This window comes from Nocardia sp. SYP-A9097, assembly GCF_009649815.1.
In the GTDB taxonomy this organism is placed as follows: domain Bacteria; phylum Actinomycetota; class Actinomycetes; order Mycobacteriales; family Mycobacteriaceae; genus Nocardia.
Map to the genome: position 1 here is coordinate 57858 of NZ_WJIC01000005.1, position 19183 is coordinate 77040.

18 protein-coding genes and 1 riboswitch are annotated in these 19183 nt (G+C 65.0%); of the genes, 11 read left to right on the forward strand and 7 right to left on the reverse strand.

All coding sequences use genetic code 11. The features are described from left to right. Positions 1-64 precede the first annotated feature (64 nt). From gcvH to GFY24_RS12750, 7 genes are all read left to right on the forward strand, one after another. Positions 65-463 carry a glycine cleavage system protein GcvH gene (gcvH, locus tag GFY24_RS12720; RefSeq protein ID WP_309230777.1) on the forward strand — a complete coding sequence of 133 codons (399 nt, stop codon included), beginning with the start codon at positions 65-67 and terminating at the stop codon, positions 461-463. 120 nt (positions 464-583) lie between these two features. Beyond that, entirely contained in the window at positions 584-1060 is a 477-nt protein-coding gene (garA, locus tag GFY24_RS12725) for a glycogen accumulation regulator GarA (RefSeq protein ID WP_309230778.1), read from the forward strand. A gap of 44 nt (positions 1061-1104) precedes the next feature. Continuing rightward, the gene (locus GFY24_RS12730) at positions 1105-1857 is read left to right on the forward strand and encodes a MerR family transcriptional regulator (RefSeq protein WP_153805249.1); all 753 of its coding nucleotides are present in this window, start codon (positions 1105-1107) and stop codon (positions 1855-1857) included. 162 nt (positions 1858-2019) lie between these two features. Next, positions 2020-2493, forward strand: a complete 474-nt coding sequence (locus GFY24_RS12735) for a bifunctional nuclease family protein (protein ID WP_067570905.1) — start codon at positions 2020-2022, stop codon at positions 2491-2493. Between the two features lie 195 nt (positions 2494-2688). After that, on the forward strand, positions 2689-3258 hold the full coding sequence (locus GFY24_RS12740; protein WP_309230779.1) for a MerR family transcriptional regulator: 570 nt from the start codon (positions 2689-2691) through the stop codon (positions 3256-3258). A gap of 69 nt (positions 3259-3327) precedes the next feature. Beyond that, a riboswitch (glycine riboswitch) is annotated at positions 3328-3446 on the forward strand. A gap of 163 nt (positions 3447-3609) precedes the next feature. After that, positions 3610-6453, forward strand: a complete 2844-nt coding sequence (gcvP, locus tag GFY24_RS12745; protein ID WP_309230780.1) for an aminomethyl-transferring glycine dehydrogenase — start codon at positions 3610-3612, stop codon at positions 6451-6453. A 271-nt stretch (positions 6454-6724) separates the two neighbouring features. Next, on the forward strand, positions 6725-8209 hold the full coding sequence (locus GFY24_RS12750) for an HNH endonuclease signature motif containing protein (protein ID WP_153805250.1): 1485 nt from the start codon (positions 6725-6727) through the stop codon (positions 8207-8209). A gap of 258 nt (positions 8210-8467) precedes the next feature. On the opposite strand, the gene GFY24_RS12755 is transcribed toward GFY24_RS12750, so the two are convergent. From GFY24_RS12755 to GFY24_RS12785, 7 genes are all read right to left on the reverse strand, one after another. Continuing rightward, positions 8468-9394 (reverse strand): NADP-dependent oxidoreductase, encoded by a 927-nt coding sequence (locus tag GFY24_RS12755; protein ID WP_153805251.1) that lies wholly within the window; start codon positions 9392-9394, stop codon positions 8468-8470. A gap of 365 nt (positions 9395-9759) precedes the next feature. Next, the gene (locus tag GFY24_RS12760) at positions 9760-10137 is read right to left on the reverse strand and encodes a VOC family protein (protein ID WP_153805252.1); all 378 of its coding nucleotides are present in this window, start codon (positions 10135-10137) and stop codon (positions 9760-9762) included. Positions 10138-10218: 81 nt separating this feature from the next. Continuing rightward, positions 10219-10923 (reverse strand): YafY family protein, encoded by a 705-nt coding sequence (locus GFY24_RS12765; protein ID WP_309230781.1) that lies wholly within the window; start codon positions 10921-10923, stop codon positions 10219-10221. Between the two features lie 78 nt (positions 10924-11001). Beyond that, on the reverse strand, positions 11002-11418 hold the full coding sequence (locus GFY24_RS12770) for a hypothetical protein (protein ID WP_153805254.1): 417 nt from the start codon (positions 11416-11418) through the stop codon (positions 11002-11004). A 95-nt stretch (positions 11419-11513) separates the two neighbouring features. Continuing rightward, entirely contained in the window at positions 11514-13130 is a 1617-nt protein-coding gene (locus GFY24_RS12775; protein ID WP_309230840.1) for a VWA domain-containing protein, read from the reverse strand. Between the two features lie 129 nt (positions 13131-13259). Next, a complete protein-coding gene (locus GFY24_RS12780) occupies positions 13260-13526 on the reverse strand; it encodes a WhiB family transcriptional regulator (RefSeq protein WP_153805256.1) in 267 nt (88 codons plus the stop codon). Between the two features lie 34 nt (positions 13527-13560). Next, complete coding sequence (locus GFY24_RS12785; protein WP_153805257.1) at positions 13561-14106, reverse strand: HNH endonuclease; 546 nt, start codon at positions 14104-14106, stop codon at positions 13561-13563. 397 nt (positions 14107-14503) lie between these two features. On the opposite strand from GFY24_RS12785, the gene GFY24_RS12790 reads away from it, so the two are divergent. The 4 genes from GFY24_RS12790 to GFY24_RS12805 all read left to right on the forward strand — a co-directional run bounded on the left by GFY24_RS12790 (position 14504) and on the right by GFY24_RS12805 (position 19172). After that, on the forward strand, positions 14504-15448 hold the full coding sequence (locus GFY24_RS12790) for a LysR family transcriptional regulator (protein ID WP_153805258.1): 945 nt from the start codon (positions 14504-14506) through the stop codon (positions 15446-15448). A 75-nt stretch (positions 15449-15523) separates the two neighbouring features. Next, positions 15524-17182 (forward strand): AMP-binding protein, encoded by a 1659-nt coding sequence (locus tag GFY24_RS12795; RefSeq protein WP_309230782.1) that lies wholly within the window; start codon positions 15524-15526, stop codon positions 17180-17182. Positions 17183-17322: 140 nt separating this feature from the next. Beyond that, positions 17323-18576: an NAD(P)/FAD-dependent oxidoreductase gene (locus GFY24_RS12800; protein WP_153805260.1), complete on the forward strand. Its 1254-nt coding sequence runs from the start codon at positions 17323-17325 to the stop codon at positions 18574-18576. Further along, positions 18573-19172: an SGNH/GDSL hydrolase family protein gene (locus tag GFY24_RS12805; protein ID WP_309230783.1), complete on the forward strand. Its 600-nt coding sequence runs from the start codon at positions 18573-18575 to the stop codon at positions 19170-19172. Before GFY24_RS12800 ends, GFY24_RS12805 begins: the two co-directional genes overlap by 4 nt. The last annotated feature ends 11 nt before the right edge of the window (positions 19173-19183 follow it).

Consider the following 19183-nt stretch of genomic DNA (forward strand, 5'->3'; position numbering starts at 1 on the left):
TAGGGTGTGTGGCACACGGATCGACACGATCCCGGAAGGAATGCCCGTTGAAAGGACACCGCCAGTGAGCGACCTACCCGACGACCTGCGCTACACCGAAGAACACGAATGGGTGCGCATCGCGGGACCCACCCGGGTGCGGGTGGGAATCACCGACTACGCACAGTCGCAGCTCGGTGATGTCGTGTTCGTGCAGCTGCCCGACACGGATAAAGATGTCGCCAACGGCGACAGCATCGCCGAAGTGGAATCCACCAAGAGCGTTTCGGACATCTACGCCCCGCTGGCCGGGAAAGTTGTTGCGGTGAACGAGGTTCTGACGGCCGAGCCGGAGACCCTCAACAACGACCCGTACGGCGATGGCTGGATCTTCGAACTCGAGTTGGACTCGGCCGAGACCCTCGATGCCGCATACGGTGACCTGCTCGATGCCGCAGGTTATCAAGGAGTTATCGGAGGCTGAAGCAGCCTTCACAGTTCTACCTGCACGGGTATGGCCCGGCAGGGTACGGTCAATGCCAACAGTTCCGCTGAAGGCATCAACTGCTTGCATGGATTATTCGGTTCGAGGAGGAGAGCAAGGGTGAGCGAGAACAAGGACCCGGGTTACCAGGAGACGGCAGCAGAGACCACTTCGGTGTTCCGCGCTGATTTCCTGAACGAGGTCGACACGTCGCGCCCTGAGCAGACCGGCGAACAGCCGGTGCAAGGAGTCGAGGGTCTGCCCGCGGGTGCGGCTCTGCTGGTCGTCAAGCGCGGCCCGAACGCCGGTTCGCGGTTTCTGCTGGATCAGCCCACCACTTCCGCAGGACGCCACCCCGACAGCGACATCTTTCTCGACGATGTCACCGTCAGCCGTCGCCACGCGGAGTTCCGCCAGGACGACGACACCTTCCAGGTTGTGGATGTGGGCAGCCTGAACGGCACCTACGTCAACCGGGAGCCGGTCGACTCCTCGGAGCTGCAGAATGGCGACGAGGTTCAGATCGGCAAGTTCCGTCTCGTGTTTCTCACCGGCCCGCGCTCCGCGTCGAGTGAATCGGCGGCGGGCGCACTATAGGGCCGAGCGGAATGACTGGCGCAGCGCAGTGGACGCGCGGGGGGATGTCGATCGGCTCCGTGCTGGATTTGCTGCGTCCGGATTTCCCGGACATCACCATCTCGAAGATTCGGTTCCTCGAATCGGAGGGATTGATCAGTCCGGAGCGCACTCCCTCGGGGTACCGCAGGTTCCACGTCGCCGACGTGGAACGCCTGCGGTTCGTGCTCACGGCGCAGCGGGATCAGTACTTGCCCTTGAAGGTGATCAAGGAACAGCTCGAAGCGATCGACAGCGGTGCCGCGACGCTCGGTGTACGGGAAGCCCGTGCCCGAGCGGCCATCCTCGGCGAGGGGGAAGCTATGGCGCCCAACGGGGATGGCCGCTTACGGCGGCTGGGCGTCGTGCCAGGTGAGGTATCGCCCGAGGAACTCCGGTTCGATCACGAGATCCGGATTCCGCGGGCAGATCTGTTGCAGCAGGCGGGAATCGACGAGAAGTTCCTCACCGAACTGATTCGCGCGAATCTCATAACACCTGGTGCGGCAGGCTATTTCGACGCCGACGCGGTGACGCTCGCGCGCACCGCCCAGGCATTGAGCGAATTCGGTTTGGAGGCAAGGCATCTGCGTGCCTTCAAACTCGCCGCGGACCGGGAGGCGGCCATGGTCGCGCAAATCGCCGCGCCCATCGCCAAGAGTCGGGACGCGGATGCCCGAGCCCGCGCGGAGGAGACCGTGCGAGAGTTGGCGGCACTGTCGCTGACTCTGCACACAGCCCTGGTGAAAGCCTCGGTGCGTGCTTCGCTCGGAGGCTGAAATCTTCGCCTAGACTCGGTGATACGACTCGCCCCGCTGTGTCGATAGCCGGGCGATCGGCGAGTTTATGGGAGGCAGTGCCGTGAGTGAGCGAAGCGAGCGAATCATCAAACACAGCGCGCCTTTGCGCATGGTCGTGGCGAGCGCTAGCGAGGCACGGCCATGAGCGAAATGCGTGTGATCGGCATCCGTGTCGAACAGCCACAGAACCAGCCCGTGCTGTTGCTCCGCGAGGCTTCCGGGGACAGGTATCTACCGATTTGGATCGGGCAGGCAGAGGCTACCGCGATCGTTCTCGAACAAGAGGGTGTCACGCCCATTCGTCCGCTGACTCATGATCTGATCAAGATCCTCATCAAGGATCTCGGGCACACCTTGAAAGAGGTGCGGATCGTGGATCTGCAGGAGGGCACCTTCTACGCCGATCTGGTGTTCGAGAACGATCTGCGTATCTCGGCTCGTCCCTCCGATTCCGTCGCCATCGCCCTGCGGGTGGGTTGTCCGATCTACGCCGAGGAGCCGGTGCTCGAGGAGGCCGGTCTCGTCATGCCGGACGAGCGCGAGGACGAGGTGGAGAAGTTCAAGGAGTTCTTGGAGTCGGTGTCGCCGGACGATTTCAAGGCCACCGACAGTTAAGTGGGGGCGGCCGAATCGTTACCTCGACCTGTACTTTAGGTCTAGAAACACGCCGCTCGTCACGCTTGGTTCGACGCCGATATTCCCGGGACAATCAGGAGAGTAGCCTCGACAGTTAGGCCACGCTCCAGACGTCGATGCAGTGTCCGATTTCAAGACACGAGCCCGGATAGGCCAGCAGTAAGGGAGTAGTCAGTGGGAGACCAACCGCACACGCAGGATGTGGTGCAGCCAGGGCTGTTCCCCGATGACACGGTGCCGGACGAACTCGTCGGTTACCGCGTGCCCAGCGCCTGCCAGGTCGCGGGGATCACCTATCGGCAGCTGGATTACTGGGCCCGTACCGGGCTGGTCGTGCCGTCCATCCGCAGCGCCACCGGATCGGGTAGTCAGCGGCTGTATTCGTTCAAGGACATTCTGGTTCTCAAGATCGTCAAGCGACTGCTCGACGCGGGGATCTCGCTGCAGAACATTCGCATCGCGGTGGATCATCTGCGCAGTCGCGGGGTCGAGGATCTGGCCGGGATCACACTCTTCTCCGATGGGGCGACGGTGTACGAATGCTCCTCGGCCGAGGAGGTCGTCGATTTACTGCAGGGCGGGCAGGGCGTCTTCGGTATCGCGGTCGGCGGCGCCATGCGCGAGTTGACCGGGGCGATAGCCAATTTCCCGGCCGAGCGTGCCGAGGCCGGCACCGCCACCGAGCGACCGGAGGACGAGCTGTCCTTCCGTCGCAAGGCGCGAATGAACCGCAAGACGGGGTAACGCGCCGGGTGTGAAATCGACCCAGGCAACATTGCCGTAACTTACCGACCTCTAGACTTGGCGGTGCGTCGCAGCCGTGCGGGAGAGTCCCGGGGATGCAGGTCTTTTCGAAGACAGGCAGAATCCGGGCGCCGAAGGAGCAGCACCTCCCCGTCAATCTCTCAGGCACAAGGGACCGTGCGGAGTTTCGGCGCCTCTGGAAAGCGGTGGTCGCGAGCCACCCGCCCATGGTGAAAGGGGTACGGCCGCAACGGCCTTGCCCCGAATCTCTCAGGCGCAAAAGACAGAGGGGGAGGGCAGACGACGCGTCGGCCACCGGGCCGACCCCCGCCCACCCCTTGGAGAGCTGCCGTGACCTGGACTCGATCCTTCGCCGACCGCCATATCGGACCCGACAGCGGCGAACTCGAGCGCATCCTCGCCACCGTCGGTGTGGAATCGCTGGAAGAACTCGCCGCGAAGGCCGTACCCGCCAGCATTCTCGACAGCGCCGAGGGCAATGGGCTCGACGCCCTGCCGCCCGCTGTCGGTGAGCATGAGGCACTCGATGCGCTGGCCGCGCTGGCCGGCGCGAATACCGTGGCCACCAGCATGATTGGGCTCGGCTACTACGACACGCTGACGCCGCCGGTGCTGGTGCGCAATCTGATCGAGAATCCGGCCTGGTACACGGCGTACACGCCGTATCAGCCGGAGATCAGCCAGGGACGGCTGGAAGCGCTGCTCAACTTCCAGACCATGGTGTCCGATCTGACCGGTATGGATGTCGCCAACGCGTCCATGCTGGATGAGGCCACGGCGGCGGCCGAGGCCATGACGCTGCTGCAGCGGGCGAACCGGGGCAGCAAGTCGCAGCGGCTGCTCATCGACTCCGATCTCTTCCCGCAGACGCGGACGGTGCTGTTCACGCGCGCCGAGCCGCTGGGGATCGAGATCGTCGAGGCGGATCTGAGCGGCGGCGAGCTGCCCGAGGGTGACTTCTTCGGCGTTATCGTGCAGCAGCCGGGGGCCTCCGGCAAGATTGTCGACTGGACTTCGGTCATCGAAACCGCCCATGCGCGTAAGGCTTTGGTCGCGGTGGGCGCGGATCTGCTTGCGGCGACGCTGATTACATCGCCGGGGGAGCAGGGGGCGGATGCCTGCTTCGGCACCAGCCAGCGTTTCGGTGTGCCGCTCGGGTTCGGTGGACCGCATGCGGGATACCTCGCGGTGCGTACGGCGCACGCGCGGCAGTTGCCGGGGCGTCTGGTCGGTGTCTCGGTGGATGCCGATGGAAATGCCGCCTACCGGCTCGCGCTGCAGACTCGTGAACAGCACATTCGCCGTGAGAAGGCGACTTCGAATATCTGCACCGCGCAGGTGCTGCTGGCCATTGTGGCCGCCATGTACGCCTCGTACCACGGTGCGGACGGGCTCAAGTCGATCGCGCGCCGGGTGCACGGGCATGCGCAGTGGCTGGCCGCGGGACTGGGCGACGCTGTGGTGCATCAGAGCTTCTTCGACACCGTGCTGGTGAATGTGCCGGATGGCGCGGAATCGATTGTGGCCAAGGCGAAGGGTGCGGGGATCAACCTGCGGCTCGTCGATGCCGATCATGTGGGCATCGCCTGTGATGAGGCGACCACCGACGCGCATGTGGTGGCCGTGCTGGACTGCTTCGGCGTGGAGATTCCGGTCGGCCCGGAGGGCGCGCTGTTCCACGGCAGGCTGCGGCCGCATATCGAGAACCGGACCTCGGAGATCCTGACGCATCCGGCGTTCACGCGGTACCGCACCGAGACCGCCATGATGCGGTACCTGCGGTCGCTGTCGGACAAGGATATTGCGCTGGACCGCAGCATGATTCCGCTGGGATCGTGCACGATGAAGCTCAATGCCGCGGCGGAGATGGAGTCCATCACCTGGCCGGGGTTCAATCGGGTGCACCCGTACGCGCCGGTCGAGGACGCTCCGGGCCTGATCCGGCTGATCGAGGACCTGGAGGGATGGCTGTGCGCTGTCACCGGGTACGACCGGGTTTCGTTGCAGCCGAACGCCGGTAGCCAGGGTGAGTACGCGGGGCTGCTCGCGATTCGGCGGTATCACCTGGATCGTGGTGATACGCACCGGGATACGTGTTTGATTCCGTCCAGTGCGCACGGCACCAATGCGGCTTCGGCCGCCATGGTGGGTATGCGGGTGGAGGTTGTGAAGACCCGCGAGAACGGCGACGTCGATCTCGATGATCTGCGCGCCAAGATCGCCGATCACGCGGATCGGCTGGCTTGCATCATGATCACTTACCCGTCGACGCACGGCGTGTACGAGCATGAGGTTGCCGAGCTGTGCGCGATGGTTCATGACGCGGGTGGTCAGGTTTACGTCGACGGCGCGAACCTGAATGCTCTTGTCGGACTTGCTCGTCCGGGTCGATTCGGTGGCGATGTCAGCCATCTGAATCTGCACAAGACCTTCTGCATTCCGCATGGTGGCGGTGGTCCGGGTGTCGGTCCGGTCGCGGTGCGTGAGCATCTGGCTCAGTACCTGCCGGGTGATCCGCTGGTGGCGGGATCGCATGCGGTGTCGGCCGCCAAGTACGGGTCGGCGTCGATTCTGCCGATCACCTGGTCGTACATTCGGATGATGGGTGCGGATGGTCTGCGGCGCGCGACGCTGACGGCTATCGCATCGGCGAATTACATTGCGCGGCGGTTGGATCCGCATTTCCCGGTGTTGTTCACGGGGGACAACGGGATGGTTGCGCACGAGTGCATCCTGGATCTGCGGGAGATCACCAAGCGGACCGGTGTCACTGTGGATGATGTGGCAAAGCGGTTGGCGGACTATGGGTTCCATGCGCCGACGATGAGTTTCCCGGTTGCGGGGACGCTCATGGTGGAGCCTACCGAGAGTGAAAACCTTGAAGAGATCGATGCTTTCATCGATGCGATGATCGCTATCAAGGGTGAGATCGATCAGGTTGCGGCGGGTGTTTGGCCGGTTGAGGACAATCCGCTGCGTGGGGCGCCGCATACGGCTCAGTGCTTGGTCGGGGAGTGGGAGCACCCTTACAGTCGCGAAACTGCTGTCTACCCGCAGGGTTTGGGCAATTCGCGGGCGAAGGTGTGGCCTTCGGTGCGTCGTATCGACGGGGCTTATGGCGACCGGAACCTGGTTTGCTCTTGCCCGCCGGTTGATTCTTACATCAACGACTGAGTCCACTCGGGGCCTACGTAGCTGGGGCGGGGATTACGCTCCGTCCCAGCGGGGTTCGGGGGATGGCCAAGATTTTTCGGAGTGGGAACCTTGTGTGCCGTACCCGGCTTTAGCTTCCGGACTTTTGGTCGAGAACTTACGTTCTCGACCGGAAGACTTGCCGTGGTTGCGTTACAGAGAAACAAGATCAAGATTTGATTGTTGATTATTCGCTCGGAGTGTTGCCGCTTCGGGTGAGCGTGTTGCTTTGTGGCGCAGTAGAATCGAACGTATGGGCGAAAGTGCTGTTGCGGAGCTCACCAGCTATGAGTTGGTGGAGCGGTTGCAGGCGGTGCACTCGCGGATAGCTGTGGGGCAGGCTGAGGAGGCTGAGTTGATGACTCAGTTGTATCGGCTGCGTCGGGCGCAGCAGCTCGAACTGGGGGTGCGTGCTGTGCACGCGGGGGAGGATGCTGCTACCGAAATCGCTGTCGCGTTGAAGGTTTCTCAGCGGCAGGCCGATGTGATGATCGGGTTCGGGCTGGATTTGGATGCTCGGTTGCCGCATGTGCGGGAAGCTTTCGCTGCGGGGCGGATCGATCTCCCGCGTGCTCGCGCCATTCGGGACGTGCTCCTCAATGTCTCGGATGACCTTGTGGCACTGGTGGAACCGCGTATCGCCGAATATGCGGTGACCGCGGACCCCTCGCGGGTCAAGCGCACCCTGCGCCGCTGGCTCCTCGAACTCGACCCGGCCGGGCAGGCCGAGTGCCGCAAGGCTGCCGAGGCCGATCGCTATGTGACTGTGAGCGCGGCGGATAACGGCACCGCCATCCTGGATGGAGTTCTGCCCGCCGCCGGTGCGCAGGCGCTCTACGAACGCCTGCGCGAAATGGCCTCAACCCAATGCTGTGGCAACGATCCACGCACCGCCAACCAGCGCCGCGCCGATGCTCTCGTCTCCCTCGCTGACGGCACCAACCGCCTGACCTGCCAATGCGCTGACCCGAACTGCCCGCGCGTCGCGACTCCCGATCAGCCTGTGAGCCCCCGCAAAGCCCTTGTCCAGGTAGGCGTCTCCGCCGAAACCCTCGCGGGCATGCGCGACAACCCGGCACTGCTGGCCGGTTTCGGCGCAATCGACGCCGACCTGGCCCGCCAAATCGCCCGCCACGCCCACTTCGAAATCATCACCGACATTGCCACTCCTGACGCGTCGGCCGCCGGTTCCGATGCAACCGCCGACGAATCGGAGACCCGGTACCGACCCGCCCTACGCCTCGCGGGCCGGGTGCGTGCGCTCGATGGGAACTGTCGCGCGCCCGGCTGCATGGTCCCCGCCGCGTCCACCGATCTCGACCACCAGGATCGCTTCAACCACCGCGCCCCGGAATCCGGTGGCCGCACAACGGAATCCAACCTCGGCTGCCGCTGCCGTCGCCACCACCGCCTCAAGACCCTCGCCGACAACGGCGCCAACGGCTGGCAGATAATCCACCACTCGAACCGCCGGGTCGAATGGCGCTCTCCCACAGGCGAATCCATCACCACCTCCCCGGAGGGAATGAAATTCCTCTTCCCCCGAGTCCAAGTACCGCCCGTCACCGCACACGGCGTCCCCACCCCCGAACCCGTTGAGCCCCTGATCAATCCGGGCCGGGTAATGAACGAACTCGCCGAACTGGTGCACGTCTACTGCACCCCCACCCAACGCCGCCGCAAACCAACACGCCGTCAGGCCAAGGTCCCCGAATACAGCGACAACGCCCCCTTTTAGCGCAGCCTGTACAGATCTGGGGTACGTCGCCTTCGTGCTCATGGTCGTGTCGTTGATCGTGTTCTTGTTTGAGGCTTTGTTCTTTCTCTGTCTTGGTCCTGAAAGGCAACCAGGTCCTTCCAGCCAGGCCGGAACGTGAGAACGCGGCACCCAATGGGGGAGCGAAAGCCGGGTACGGCAGGCGACGCCACCAGCACTGCCGCGCTTGTCTTGGTTCTCCCGAACCCCGCTGGAACCGAAGGTCCCCACCCGAGCCCGCTACGAAGGCCCCGTGCCCAACCCCGGTACCCCGCAAACCAATACGAGTTTCCCCCGCGGATGACCGCCCTCGCCAACCCGATGCGCTTCCGCAACCTCATCAAGCGGAAAAATCAACGCCACCGGAAGCCAAAACCCCCCGGATTCGATCAACTCACCGATCCCCGCCAGCGCATGAATCGCCCGCCCGTCATCCCCCCGGCTGAACCGCACCCCGAATTCCTGCGCACCGGCAGAGTCGGCGAGAGTCACCACCTGTCCAGCCCCACCCGCGAGTTCAATGAGCGAGGGCAGTACCCCGCTTCCCGCGACATCGAGCGCGGAATCAACGCCATCGGGAGCGACCGTGAGAACCCGCCCGACGAGCCCTTCGCCATAGGCGACCGGGTCCGCGCCGAGCAAGCGAAGATACTCGTGGTTCGCAGGACTGGCGACACCGATCACCCGCGCCCCACGTGCCACAGCGAGCTGAACCGCGGCAGCGCCAACGCTTCCGGACGCACCATTGACGAGCAAAGTGCCGCCCCTGACGCCGAGCTGATCGAGTGCTCGCGTGGCAGTCTCGACGGCGGCCGGGAGCGCGGCGGCATCGGCATAGTCGATTGACGGTGTGACCGTCGCAAAGTGGTCCAACACCACCAGTTCTGCCTGTGCCGCACCCGCGCCGGAGAATCCGAACACCCGATCGCCGATGTCCACATGTGTGACGCCCGCGCCCACCTCGTCGACGACCCCCGCCGCCTCATAACCCAGGGTCTGTGGAAGCTCCTCATCTATCAACCCCGCGCGCTTCTTCCAGTCGCTCGGATTGACTCCTGCCGCACGCATTTTGATTCGGACCTGCCCCGGACCCGGATGTGGATCGGGCAGTTCCACGATCTCGAGGACCTCGGGCCCCCCGAACCGGCTGAATCGCACTGCCTTCATGGAACGCTCCCATCTCCACCGGTGGTGTCACGGTCGCCGCACAAACCAACAGTCTGCCAGGCCCGCACGGTAGGTAGCCGGCATTGTTGACTGCAGGGCAGCCGGTCGGTTGATCCGGAATGGCCCGGCATATTTCCGGAGGAACCGGTGGCCATCCAGGCCAGTAGTCCGAGTAGGAAACTGGGGGATGGGAGGGCCACCGGGGCCGCGAATTGTTGGGTATTGGCCACTGTTGGGGGGGCTGTGCGATCCCTCCCAGGAGTCCGGTGATGAGGGCGGCAGTGCATACGCCGATGTGGAGGCTGGTCCGTGAGGCTGCCCAGGTCGGCCGGGCTGCGGATAACCCGGCCGAGCTTGGCGGCGGATCAGGCCGGGGGCGGGGTGAAGACGCCGAAGTGGTTGCCTGAGGTGTCGCGTAGTTCGGCGAAGATCAGGCCGCTGGGGGTCTTGGTCAGGGGGGCTTCGATTTTCGCGCCGAGTTTTTCGGCGGTTGCGATGGTGGCGGCTACGTCGGTGACCAGGACGTAGAAGATGGCGTGGTTGGCGGTGCTGTCCGGGGTGCGCGCTATGCCGCCGCGGGGTTGTGGGTTGCCGGGGTAGGTGACCATGTCGTAGTTGCCGTCGAAGTCCGGATCCGCGAGGTAGGACCAGCCGAAGAGGTCGGCGTAGAAGCTTTTCACCTGTTCGGGGTTGTCGCTGCCGATCTGGAACCAGGCCACGGTGTTGGGGGTGGGGGCGGTCATGTGTCCTCCGAGGTTGTGTTCTGCGGTTGCGGATTCACGATCTCGCGGTCCGGCGACAACCCCCTGTCGGTGTTTCCGGATTTATCCGAAGGCCATGATGCGGAGTTTGTGGTCGGGGATGTCGAGATCGCACCCGGGCAGGGTGCGTGGCGGCATCGGGTCGTCGGTGAGGGTGATGTCGACCATGCGGTCCACGCGGAAGCATCGGCTGGCCTCGCGCAGGCGGCACCAGGTCACCAGGAGCCAGCCGTTCTTGCCATGCAGTAGCAGCATGGGTTCGACGCGGCGTTGGGTGACTGCCCCGAAGCGGTCCTGATAGCCGAATTCGAGCACTCGCCGGGACTGGACGGCCTGCTCCACCAAGGGTGGAATCCCTTGCTGGACAGTCGAATCGGTGACCTCGATGAGTCCGACCCGGCCGACGAGTTCCCGGGCGGAGGCCGCATCGGCCTCCGGCATGGCCGCCAGGATCTTGCGCAATGCGCTGCGCCCCGCATGCGCGAACGGCGTATCCAGACTGCGCTCCAGGGCAACCGCCAGCGCCACCGATTCCGCGGCGGTGAAGTTCAACGGCGGCAAGGACATTCGCTTGTCGAGTGCGTACCCGCCGCGGCGTCCGACATCGGCGTAGATCGGCACCCCGGACTGCTGTAGCGCACTGATATCGCGCTCGATGGTGCGCAGGCTGACCTCATAGCGCTGGGCGAGTTCACGCGCGGTGCGCAGTCGAGGCGCGATGGCACGCAACTCCTCGACAATCGCGTAGAGCCGATCGGTGCGATTCACGGATCCAATGTAGGGCGGGGCACCGACAGCAAAGCGCCCCATCGAATTCACGATGGGGGCGCTGCGCGTTCGGTCGAGCTACCTTGCGTTGGCCGGCTTCCAGGTCGTGACCGCCCAGATGACCACCACGTCGAGGGCGATAATCAGCAGCGACCACGCCGGGTAGTACGGCAGCCACAGGAAGTTCTCCACGATCGAGACCGCGGCGATGATGATGGCCGCCACTCGTCCCCAGGTCGCACCCGACATCAGGCCGATGGCGGTGATCACCACGATGCCGCCGACGATAATGTGGATCCAGCCCCAGGCCGAGGTGTTGAACTTGTAGATGTAGTCATTGGTGCCGACGATCAGCAGATCATCCGAGGCGGCCGCGGAGATGCCCTGCAGAATCGACAGCACGCCGACCACCAGAAGCAGCACGGCGGCCGCGATGGACGTGCCGGCCGCTACACCCTGCCGCACCGGATGCTCGGCGTCCGTACTGTGCGCCATTGGAACCCCTTCTGTGGATGAAGCAAGTTTCTAACCTGGGTCGAATCTTGCACGGGGTTACAGCAACATTGTGGCGACATGCCGAAAAAACTATTTCAAGGCGTGGTCAGTGCTTTCGATACCGCGGTGCCGAATGCCAGATCGTTGCTGGACGTGACCTTGGTGTAGGTGCCACCGGTCCGCTGAGTCAGCGTCTGCAGGGTCTGGGTGCCCGGACCGCCGACCACGATCACATCCACGCGCACCGGATGCGCCGGATCACCGGCCGCCGCGATATCGGCGAGCAGTTGATCACCGGTGACGGGGGAGTCGTCCTCCGGTCCGTCGGTGATCAACAGGATCGTATTGCTGCGCGCCGCGGCGTAATTGCTGACCGCGTTGCGGTAGGCGGCCGCCACCGTCGGATAGGTGTGATCGGATTTGGAAGTCCCGGCCGTGACCGCTCCGAGCGACTGGGCGAGCGCGGTGCGCTGGGCATCGGTGAGCGGCGCGGTCGGTGTCACGACCTTGTACGCGGTCGTGCCGTCGAGATTCTTCGAGTACTCCCATACTCCGAGCCCGAACTCCGGTGGCATGACACCCATGGTGGATTGCAGCGCGGCGAGGGTATTGGCGAGCCGGGTGGCCGCACCGTCGGGTGTGCTCATCGATGACGAAGTATCCAGCAGCACAGTCGAACTCACGCCGAGCACCGGATGCGCCAGCACCTGCTGTACCTGGGTCAATACGGTTTTGACCGGTACGGCGGCGGTATTGGGCGGCGCGGCCCCGAAACCATTGTCGGTGAACAGCTTCGACTGTTCGGGTGCGCGCAGGAAATCCGCGAAGAGCCCGGCCACCGAGTTCTCGGTCTGATCGACCCATGCGGCGGTGATCTGCGCCGCCGGGAAGTCGTCCACCGGACCGTTCTCCGAGGGCCGGAAAGCGCTGAGCCCATTGCGGGCTCGGATCTGCTGCTCACTGGCGGGGACCGCGTGCACGGGTGCGGCGACCGGATCGGTGGCCGCGGCGAGATCGGCCAGCGCGGCCGCGGTGTCCTTCACCGGCGGTGCGTTCGCGGCGAGCAGTGAGATGGCCGAGGTCACCTGCCCGGAATGGACGGCGTTCTCATCGAGTGGATCGGTGCCGGAGACCCCGGAGCCGACCGCTGCGGCCACCGCGAGCGCGGAATCACCGCTCGGCATGGCCAGTTTCAACCCACCCCATTGTGTGAGCCCGATATCGCTCAGCGAACCCTGTTGCAGCTTGGCCAGATCCGCCCAATGCACCTGCGCGGTCTCCATTGCCTGGCGCAGTTGATCCGGTACGGCGAGCGCGATCGGGCTCACCGCGATCGGTGCGGGCGTACCGCCGATCAGACCGGGTACACGCATGAGCTCCACCGAGCGCGAGGAGTCCGGAATCCACAGTCCCGGTTGCGGGCCGAGCGCCGGATCCCACGGATTGGTCGAGGTGAAGGCCGTGATCATGGCCGCGGACGGTTGCGGATTCACCGCCACCTGCGCGCAGTGGTCGCGCACGTGCGGCTTGGTGGTGTTGTAGCGCTCGGCGGCGGCTTTGACGGGGACGAGGATGTCCGGATCGACGGTCACATTCAATGTGACTGTGCCGCCGACGCATGAGGCCGCGGCCGCACTGTCGCGATCCTTGGCACGTTCCTGTAGCCAGGCCCAGCCGACGACGGCCAGGGCTAGCACGATCACCGCAACCACTGCCAAAACCGGCCCCCTGCTGACACCTCGTGACCCGCCCGCGGCGCGATGAGTACCCACCGGCCCAGTCTATGTAGAACGGCGGTCACCCCCGCCCACCAGGGCATGGGTGACCGCCGCGGGATCGGCTCAGTCGCGGATCCGGGTGCCGCGGTCGTACTCGTGGCCGCCCCACACCCCGGACTGGCCGGTGCGGGTGGCGAACTCACCGCACTCGCGGCGGATGGGGCAGCCCGCGCAGATGCCGCGCGCGTAGTCGAAGTCCTGCGAGGGGAACGGGAACCAGGCTTCATGGTTCGGGTCGCCCTTACAGGCCGCGTGCTGCCAGTAGTTGGCGGAGTCGGAGATGGGGAGCAGATCCGCCAGCGTCTGCTCCTGAACTGCGGTATTCGTCATCGGATGTGCTCCTTTCGTTTCCGATTACGCTTGACTACGAAGCGGCGAGGTCCTTCCAGATCCGACGCTGTCTCTTCTGCATTTCGTTGGGGGCCTTCGGCTCCCACAACAGCGGCATCCCGGCCTCTTCGGGAGTCCGGTCAGCCTTGGAGGTATTGCACGTCCCGCACGCGGCGATCAGGTTGGCCCAGGTGTTCGGGCCGCCCTTCGAGCGCGGGCGGATGTGGTCCACCGTGCGGGCCCAGCCGGCGCAGTAACCGCACCGGTAGTTGTCGCGTCGCAGGATGGCGGGCAGGGTGGCCCGGCTGTCGTCGTCATGAACCAGGATCCGGTGCTCGAGGTAGATGTAGCGGTTCAACCGGATGGTCTCCGGCAGCACCAGCTCCATATGCTTCGAGCGGATCGGGAAGTGCGGCCGCCGATCCTGCACCGTTTCGGCGGCACCGCTGAGCAGCAGCACCACAGCGCGGTCGGCGCGGATCTCGGTCAGCGCCTCGAAGGAGGCGTTGAGCAGCAGCACACCGGCGTGTATCCAGTTGTCGGTGGTTATCTCCGGGTCTTCGGAATGACGGAACAGCATGGGGGTCACCATGTTTCGTAAGGGATGCAGAACAGGAAGGGAAAGAGGTGGTGCTTACGCGAGCACCCGGAGGCGGTCGCTCGAATGTTGTTCGCAGAACATCGGATTCACTGCCGCCTCCTCCTTCCTGCTGGTTACGGCCCTGGTGGCCGGTTGATCATCGTCGAAACCCATGGTGGCACAACGGGCATGCTGTTGTCGGGTCATTTTTGTGGGACCCTGATAGCACAACGGCCCGCATCGCGCCTTTGTTCCCGCGAGACACATATCACACCAGCTCGGGCAGCGCTGGAGATTCACTGGCAGGCAACCGAGTTGGTGGCCCCTGTGCGGCCGGGATTCATCGCTGGTTACCTGGCGAAGCTACCGTGACGAGTACTCGGAAGGAGCCGGCGTCATGGAGTTCCGACATCTACTTTCGTTCATCGCCATCGCCGAGGAGTTGCACTTCGGCCGCGCAGCGCTGCGCCTTCACCTCACCCAGCCCAGTTTGAGCGCGCAGCTGCAGAAACTGGAGAAGTCGCTCGGTGTGCAACTGGTCGCGAGGAACTCGCACGAGGTGCGACTCACTCCGGCCGGACGGGAGTTCGAGCTGCAGGCTCGGCAGATTGTCGCCCAGCTCGATCGTGCCGCGCGTTCGGCGCGGGCCACGGCCGAGGGCCGGGCGGGCACCCTCAATATCGGCTACAACCTGCCCGCGAGCAGGCATGTGCTACCGGACGCGCTGGTGCGCATGACCGATCGCCACCCGGACATAGTGGTGTCGCTCTGGGAGAAACGGACGGGTCCGCAGTTGACCGCGCTCTCGGACGGATCGTTGGACATAGCCCTGGTCTATGGCCATCCCAGTACCGCGGACTTCCGGTATCGGCGACTGCTGCACCGGGTGCCGCTGGTCGCGGTGGTGGGGCGGCGGCACCGCTGGGCGGATCGGCCGGGCGTCTCGTTCGCCGAACTGCAGGATCAGGAGTGTGTGCTCTTCGCCCGGGAGCAGTGTCCGTCGATGTACGACGCCATCTTCCGCGCGGCCGCGGAGTCGCGGATCTCGCTGTCGGTGGCGCAGTACGCCGATGATCCGGGCGCGACCGCGCATATGGTGTCGGTGCGCCCGCTGGTCGGGTTCGCATCGCTGCCGCGGGCCATCTCGATGGGTATGGGCACACCCGCCAGCAAGTCGGTCGCGGTGAAATTAATGGATCCGGTGCCGACCCTGGATTTGTATGCGGTGTGGCGATCCGCGGAAACGAATCCGGCGGTGTCGGCCTTTCTGGATTGTGTCGAATCGGAGGAGGCGATACAGCTCGATGATGCCCATTCGGAAACGGCTGTGGCCATTCGATAGGAAATGACTTTCGCGCGGTAGGAATGGCGACGTCGGCGGAGACGAGAATCGTTGCCGCCGCCCAGAATTCGAAGCGTGAACACAGTTTCTGCGACCGGGGACGGGTTCGATCCACCGGAGTCCGCGAGTTTGTACTCGATCATTTCTGCTGCGGCCCGTGACCATCCGCAGCGGGAATCGCTGTGTGATGCGCTGGCCGCACCACTGACCTGTGCCGAGCTCGACACGCGGGTGCGCGCGCTGGCTTCGGCACTGCTGGATCACGGTGTCGCGCACGGTGACCGGGTGGCCGTACTCGGCCGCACCGGGCTGGCCTGGGCGCTGTTGGATTGCGCCGCACTGGCCGTCGGCGCGGTTGTGGTGCCGGTGTATCCGACCTCCTCGCCATCGCAGATCGAGCACATTCTGCGGGACAGCGGCAGCGCCTGGTTCGGCGCCGAGACCGCCGAGGACGCCGCCCGCTTGAAAACCGCGGGCGCGGATACGGTGTGGGGCTTCGATGAGATCGCGGCGTGGGCCGACGGGGCCGTATCGCCGGCGCTGGACGAGCGCATCGCCCGGGTCCGCGCGGACGATCTCGCCATGATCGTCTACACCAGCGGGACCACCGGGCTCGCCAAGGGCTGCATGATCACCCATCGCAATATGTATGTCTCGTCGGCGAATACGGTCCGGCAGACCGGTGCGATGTTCGCCGGTGTGACCGCGCTGGCGCTGCCGCTCTCGCATGTGTTCGGCCAGACCATGCTCTTCGCCAATCTCGCCGGGGGCGCGCGCACCCATCTGCTGCCCGGCATTCCGGAGTTGGTGCCCGCGCTGGTGGAGCTGCGGCCTACCTTCCTGGCGCTGATTCCCTACGCGCTGGAGAAGATTCGCAAGTTCTGTCGTTCCATGCTGGACGAGGAGGCCGAGCGGGTGGCCGTGGCCACCGGGCTGCGCATGCTCACGGCGGGGGAGTCGGCCGGCTCCGAGCATGCCGTGGCGGCGGCGCTGGGCGGCAGGCTGCGGTATGTCATCTCCGGTGGTGCGTCCCTGGATGAATCGACCGCCGGGTTCTATGCGGCGTTCGGCGTACAGATCCTCAATTGCTACGGGTTGACCGAGGCCGCGACGGCGGTGACGGTGAGCGCCCCGGAGACCAATCGGGTTGGCACCGTGGGCAAACCGATCCCCGGTACCGCGGTGGGTATCGCTCCCGATGGCGAGGTGCTGGTGCGCGGGCCGCATGTCTCGCCGGGGTACTGGGGTGCGGCGGCGGACCAGCGGCCGGTCGATGCGCAGGGCTGGCTGCACACCGGTGACATCGGTGAACTCGAGGACGGCTACCTGCGAATCACCGGTCGTAAGAAGGAAATTCTGGTGACCTCGGGCGGCAAGAACGTCGCACCGACGCCGCTGGAGGACCGGGTGCGGCTGCATCGGCTGGTCAGCAATTGCATGGTGGTGGGCGAGGCCCGGCCGTTCGTCACCGCGCTGGTGACCCTGGACGAGCAGCAGGCGACGCGGTGGCGCGCCGAGCATCCCGATCAGGATCCGGCGACCGCGATCCAGGCGGCCGTGGACGAGGCCAATTCCCTGGTTTCGCGCGCGGAATCCATTCGCGAGTTTCGCATTGTGACCGGTGATTTCACCGTAGCCAATGGATTGTTGACTTCCTCACTCAAATTGAAGCGGGCCGCGATTGCGACGGCGTATTCCGCGGATATCGATCAGCTCTACATGTCGCGCGGCTGAACATCCGCGAAAAATGGACTCCCGCCGTGCGGCGATAGCCGGGTCCGATCGGCCGATGAATTGCGGTGGCTCACCGCGGTTTTCGCACACGGCGGGCGACACACTCGAAGCAGAATTCGACGACCGAAAGTGATCACCTCATGTACGACGTCATCGTTGTCGGTACTCGCGTGGCCGGTGCGCCGCTGGCCATGCTGTTGGCCCGCAAGGGGTATCGAGTGCTCGCCGTGGACCGTGCCACCTTCCCCAGTGACACCGCGTCCACGCACTACATCCACCAGGCCGGACTGAGCCTGCTCGAGACCTGGGGTCTGCTGGACGAGGTGATCGCCTCCGGCTGCCCGCCGGTGCGGCATCTCAACTTCACCTACACAGATATCGTCATCAAGGGTATGGCCGATCCGTCATCGGACGGGATCGACGCCGTGTACTGCCCGCGGCGCACCGTGCTGGACAAGATCCTGGTCGATGCCGCCGGTAAGGGCGGGGCCGAGATGATCGAGGGCTTCACCGTCACCGGTCTGCTGAACGACGGCGATCGGGTGGCCGGTATTCGCGGTCGCGTCGGTGAGGGGCCCGAGCAGGAGTTCCGGGCGCAGTTGGTGATCGGCGCGGACGGCGCCAATTCGACCGTCGCCAAGACGGTCGGGGCGCAGGTGTACGAGGGTTCGCCCGCCGCGTGCTTCATCTACTACTCGTACTACGAGGGTGTGGACTGGGGGATGAACCACCGCACCGGTTTCGGTGAGCAGCAGTTCGCGGCCTGGCCGACCAATGACGGCCTGTACCTGGTCGCGGTCATGCGCAAGCGGGATCGCTTCCGGGATTTCCGCGCCGATCCCGATGCCGGCGTTCAGGAGATCGTCGATCAGATCGACCCGGAAATCGGTGCGCGCCTGCGGGATACGGGCCGCCGCGTAGAGCCGTTCCGGCCCATGCTGTACCCGGACAACTACCGCCGCCAGTCCTTCGGACCGGGCTGGGCGCTGGTGGGCGATGCCGGCTACCACAAGGATCCGTTCACCGGCTGGGGTATCACCGACTCGTTCAAGTACTCCCAGCTGCTCGCCGACCTGGTCGACGAGAGTCTTTCGGGCGTACGGCCTTTCAAGGAGACGCTGCCCGAGTATCAGCGGGAGCGGGACGCGCAGAGTGCCAGCACCTATGAACTGACCCAGGCCATCTCCGAGCTGAGCCTGACCCCGTACTACGACTCGGTGTTCCGTGCGGCGAGCATGAGCCCGGACTACTCCAAGAAGTTCTTCGGCCTGATCGCCGGGCTGTACCAGCCGGAGAAGTTCTTCGGTGAGCAGGAACTGGCCGAGCTGTACGAGCTGGTCGGATTCCCCGAAGCCGCACGGCATGTGAGCAAGAATGTCGGGGCCCCGCAGTGACCGGGCCGGGTTTGACGGCGCTGGGTGACAGCTTCGTGGAGGGGCGCGGCGATCCGGCCGCGTCCGGCGGGTATCGCGGGTGGGTGCCGCGGCTGGGCGGGCAGTTGGGGCTGCGGCCCGCGGCTATCCGGAATTTCGGGACGCACGGGGCGACTACCGGTGATGTGGTGCGTGGGCAGTTGCCGATGGCCTCCCGCTCGGAGGTTTACGGCGTCGTTGTTGGGGTCAATGATCTCGTCAGCGCGTTCGATCCCAGTGCCTTCGAGCACAACCTCGATGCGCTGTTCGGCACGCTATGTGCTGGTGGCGCAACGGTTTTCACCGCCGACTACCCGGATATCCCGGCGCGGCTGCCGGTTCCGGAGAAGTTCCGTGGCCTGCTGCGTGAGCGCTTCGACTTCGCCAATACCGTGCTGGCCCGCATTACCGCCGAGCACGGCGCCCTGCTACTGGATCTGGCGGCTCGTCCCGAATGGGAACGCCCGGAGATGTGGACCGAGGACGGTCTGCATCCGAGCCCGCTGGGCCATCGCCTGTTCGCCGCCGCTGCGGCCGAACTCATTTCGTCGACCACCGCTACCACCGTTGCCGCCTGAGCGCGCAATGG

Coding starts and splice junctions, on each gene's coding strand:
- GFY24_RS12755 (WP_153805251.1), bottom strand. CDS start 9,394: ATGAAGGCAGTGCGATTCAGCCGGTTCGGGGGGCCCGAGGTCCTCGAG.
- GFY24_RS12790 (WP_153805258.1), top strand. CDS start 14,504: ATGGAGTTCCGACATCTACTTTCGTTCATCGCCATCGCCGAGGAGTTG.
- GFY24_RS12780 (WP_153805256.1), bottom strand. CDS start 13,526: ATGACGAATACCGCAGTTCAGGAGCAGACGCTGGCGGATCTGCTCCCC.
- GFY24_RS12770 (WP_153805254.1), bottom strand. CDS start 11,418: ATGGCGCACAGTACGGACGCCGAGCATCCGGTGCGGCAGGGTGTAGCG.
- GFY24_RS12750 (WP_153805250.1), top strand. CDS start 6,725: ATGGGCGAAAGTGCTGTTGCGGAGCTCACCAGCTATGAGTTGGTGGAG.
- GFY24_RS12735 (WP_067570905.1), top strand. CDS start 2,020: ATGAGCGAAATGCGTGTGATCGGCATCCGTGTCGAACAGCCACAGAAC.
- GFY24_RS12760 (WP_153805252.1), bottom strand. CDS start 10,137: ATGACCGCCCCCACCCCCAACACCGTGGCCTGGTTCCAGATCGGCAGC.
- GFY24_RS12800 (WP_153805260.1), top strand. CDS start 17,323: ATGTACGACGTCATCGTTGTCGGTACTCGCGTGGCCGGTGCGCCGCTG.
- GFY24_RS12730 (WP_153805249.1), top strand. CDS start 1,105: ATGTCGATCGGCTCCGTGCTGGATTTGCTGCGTCCGGATTTCCCGGAC.
- GFY24_RS12785 (WP_153805257.1), bottom strand. CDS start 14,106: ATGCTGTTCCGTCATTCCGAAGACCCGGAGATAACCACCGACAACTGG.